The organism is Campylobacter concisus, from assembly GCF_003048775.2.
Classification (GTDB): domain Bacteria; phylum Campylobacterota; class Campylobacteria; order Campylobacterales; family Campylobacteraceae; genus Campylobacter_A; species Campylobacter_A concisus_I.
This window is the reverse complement of sequence record NZ_CP049273.1, coordinates 1-3,592: the sequence shown is the minus strand read 5'-3', so window position 1 is coordinate 3,592 and position 3,592 is coordinate 1. Positions and strand designations below refer to the sequence as shown.

Here is a 3,592-nt window from a genome sequence, read left to right as displayed (position 1 = left end):
TTTTACGCTTTGCAATGTCGCTACGCTCCGCAAAGCTCTAGCAATTATTGGGGAAATGATTTAGGGGCTGTTTTGTTTAGGATAGAAATAAACCAAAGGGCTGTCAATGCTCTTAAAGCCCCACTAGGGGGCTAGGCTTATGAAGCCTTTGTAACTAGCAAACAAAGTGCTATAATTACAATTAAGAACATTAGGCGGTTCAAATTAACCACCTCCTTTCAGAGGTGAAATTTAAAGCCAGAGGTTGCGACCCTTTGGCTTTAACCTCTACCAAAATTATATCAAATCACATTTTAAAAGTGCTAAGGCAAACACGCAGTGGCAAACTTAGCACCAGCAAACGAAGTGCGGTAGTCTTTATTGACGTCTAGCTTTAAAAACTCTCTCTTTATTTTCAGGCTGTAAAGGGGTCAAATTTGACCGCTGTTGAGTTTTCTCTATTTGGTCGATAAATTCCTCGTCTTTTTCTTTTTCGTTCAATAGTGGCTCTGTAAGCTCACTAGAAAAGATATTCTTGATAAAACTAAAGACATCTTTTGCGTGATTGCTGACGTAAGCCATTGCTTTTGATATGAAATTCTTTAGCTCGCTATTCTCTTGCTTGAGATTGATAATTTGGATTTCTTGAGCTTTGATAGTTTTATTTTTTTCCTCGAGGTCTTGCTCGAGCTTTTTTGTATAGAGGCTATTTTTTGCCACTTCTTCGGCTAGTTCTTGCTGTTCTAGGCGCAGCCTTTCTATCTCATCTCGCCTTTGTTTGTCAAGCGCCTTAAGCCTCTCAATTTCTGCTAGTAGTTCATCTTTGCTAAATTCCTGGTCGCTCTTTTTTATGCTCGATAAGCTATCAAAAAAGCCTTTTAAAAATCCCTTGCCCTTACTCTCTTTGCGCTCTTGCTCTAGTATGGCGTTACGCTCTTTGAGGCTTAAAATTTCTCTCTCCAGCTGCTCTTTTTGCTGCGCTGCCTTTTTGTATTGCTTATGACTTAGGCGTTCAGCCTCTGAGTTTTCTTGTCCTCGCTCCATTTGCAACATTTCGGCAACTGCTGTTTGTAGCTCTCTTAGGTCGGCTGGCTTGATTTTCTCTTTTCTCCAGTTTTGCTGTCCGTCCTTAACCGTTACGAAAGTTATATGAGCGTGAAAGTTGTGCTGTGGCTTGTCGTTTTTGTAATGCCCCTCATCTCTATGCACGGCGATAGTGGCGCAAGTGATATTAAATTTTTGCTCGATATACTCTGCTAATTTTTGCACGTCCTCGAGCGTATGATTTTTATTGAGATTTAAAACGGCTTCCCAGTGTGAATTTTCAAAAGTTGGTCTTTTGCCTTTTTTTGTTCCGTATGATTTTAACTCCTCGTCAAAAATTTCTCTAGCTGATTTCTCATTTTGCCAGTAAAAATTTTCTAGTCGGTCGGCTGGTTTTAGTAAATAATTTGGTTCATCTTTTCTAAAATTATGGTCGTAAGAATGCCCTTTGGCTTTTTGAAAATTGATAGATGATTTTGCCATTAGTTAGCCTTTGTAAAATCTCAAGCTTGTGAGAGATTTTACCGCACGATTTATTAAAACTTGTTTTAATAAAGGATAGTGCGCACTATCCTTTATTACTCGCAAGCTCGTAATAAAGTCGTGCGTAATGCAATTTACATTCTATATCTGTTACCTTTGTAGATACCTAAAATTTCCACTAGAATTCTATATCTAAATCTAAACGGAATTATGTAATCCTGAAAAAATAAATCTGATATATCTTTGCGCCCAAAAACTTGGTTCATACGATACCTAAATGGGTCGCTAGGAACGCTTGATATTTTTTCTAAAAGTCCATTTTGAAAATCTGCTGCCTTTTCTGCGCTTGCCTCTGCAAGAGTAGTCAAAATTTCATTTAGCTGATTATTAAAATTTGCGGTAAAAATTACTTCTCCACTTTCGACTTTTATATTCTCTAGGCTCTTGCTCGAGTGGCTTTTCATCTCATCAAAGCTATAAAAATCCATTTCTCCCAGCAATACCTTCATTAGGGTTTCTCTTAGATTATTTGCGTCTTTCTCTGTTATATCTATGCGTGGGTCATAGTATGATATAGACGCTTGTGGGTCAATATCTCTTATTAGTGTTTCTATCGCATTAATAGTGCTATGCTTTGCTGTGGTTGTTATGTGTATTGAAGTTACTCTCATTTTAAAATCTCCGTATTTTTATCTGACTAAAAACCTAAGAAATTTTGTAGGTGTTTTATGCTCTCAAAAGTCATTTCGGTTATGTAGTCATCATCAGAATTTTTTAGCTTGGCTTTGATTTTATCTTGGTTGTAATTTAGCTCAATAATTTTTAGGGTGTCATATTCTTGAGTGTTTGGATTTTTAACTCTGACGCTTTGGAAAAGGTAGGGTTTTAGCTCGTCGATTTTGTTTCGTTTCAAAGATCGCAGCCTCTCTTCTCTTTGGATATCTCTCGCAATAGTTGCTAGATTTCTTTCGTTCTCTTTCTCGTCCTTTTCAAGCTCTGAAACGGGCTGCGGCATAAAAGTAAATTCTAGCGTTTCAATCTCTCGTCCTTTTTTAAATTTTCGGACTGATAGTTTTTGAAAAGGTGTGCGGCGCATATCAAAAAGGTTGCGCTCTGCCGATAACTCTTTGATTGTAGGTTTTAAAATTCGTTGGTCGATATTTCCAGCCTTGTAATTCTCTGGAATACCCAAAAGCTCTTTAAAATCATCGTATCGAATGCACCAGCGTCCAGTTTGGCGATATTGCTTTAAATAGCGGTAGATTGTTTTTGTGTATGTGCCACTAAGATTTACAAACTCCGCTAGCTCGTATCTAGTCCAGCCTTTTAGTGGGCTATTAATATACCTTTCTTTAAAGCCTTGCGATACTCTAATTCTCAAGACTTTGTTTTTACTATCGGTTTCTATACTTGGAAAAATAACGTCTTGTCTTAGGTCTCCTAGTTCGTTAATTTGATAGCGAAATTTAAACTCTTGAAGCTTGCCTATTTTGTCTAAAATCTCTTTGCGGTAATTCGTTCCCTGCGATATTTGAGCCAGCTCGAAAAGCTTGTTAAAATCAAGCTCTAGCGTGTCGCCGCTAGCCTTTCTAAACTGCTGCAAAAGGGTAAAGAATACGTTTTGCTGCGCTTCATTCAGTGAATTAAATTTTAGCTCGTGTAGTTCGTTTGAATACTTTACAACTTCGTTCATTAAACAACCTTATTATTGTATTGTTGCTATTATAGCTATTTTTAAAACAACTTGTCAATAATTATGTTGTTTTTTATAAGTGAGAAATCTCTACCCTTATCGCGGAAAATCTATCCCCTTATCGTGAGAAATCTGTTGCTATATCGTGAGAAATCTGTTGCTATATCAGTGAGAAATCTGTTGCTATATCGTGAGAAATCTGTTGCTATATACCCCTTGTCAAGCTCGACACCATCGGCTCTAGCGAACACCTAAAAGATAAGAAAAGGTTTTTAAAAAGATGTTAAAAGGGAACTCGCGAAAAAAAATCGACCACTTTTTTGAAAAAATCCAACAAGAAATTCGGACGCTTCAGCAGAGCTCAAATTGCTAACGCAATTTTCGTCCGCGAGC

At 37.4% G+C, this 3,592-nt stretch carries 3 protein-coding genes; all 3 read right to left on the bottom strand.

Annotation, left to right across the window (positions count from 1 at the left end):
* Positions 1–357 precede the first annotated feature (357 nt).
* On the bottom strand, positions 358–1,506 hold the full coding sequence (locus tag CVT17_RS09235; protein WP_107859051.1) for a hypothetical protein: 1,149 nt from the start codon (positions 1,504–1,506) through the stop codon (positions 358–360).
* Positions 1,507–1,640: 134 nt separating this feature from the next.
* Positions 1,641–2,177, bottom strand: coding sequence for a type II toxin-antitoxin system RelE/ParE family toxin (locus CVT17_RS09230; protein WP_107859050.1), 537 nt, complete (start codon positions 2,175–2,177; stop codon positions 1,641–1,643).
* Positions 2,178–2,203: 26 nt separating this feature from the next.
* Positions 2,204–3,199 carry a replication initiation protein gene (locus CVT17_RS09225; RefSeq protein ID WP_103639946.1) on the bottom strand — a complete coding sequence of 332 codons (996 nt, stop codon included), beginning with the start codon at positions 3,197–3,199 and terminating at the stop codon, positions 2,204–2,206.
* Positions 3,200–3,592 lie beyond the last annotated feature (393 nt).

Coding starts and splice junctions, on each gene's coding strand:
- CVT17_RS09235 (WP_107859051.1), bottom strand. CDS start 1,506: ATGGCAAAATCATCTATCAATTTTCAAAAAGCCAAAGGGCATTCTTAC.
- CVT17_RS09230 (WP_107859050.1), bottom strand. CDS start 2,177: ATGAGAGTAACTTCAATACACATAACAACCACAGCAAAGCATAGCACT.
- CVT17_RS09225 (WP_103639946.1), bottom strand. CDS start 3,199: ATGAACGAAGTTGTAAAGTATTCAAACGAACTACACGAGCTAAAATTT.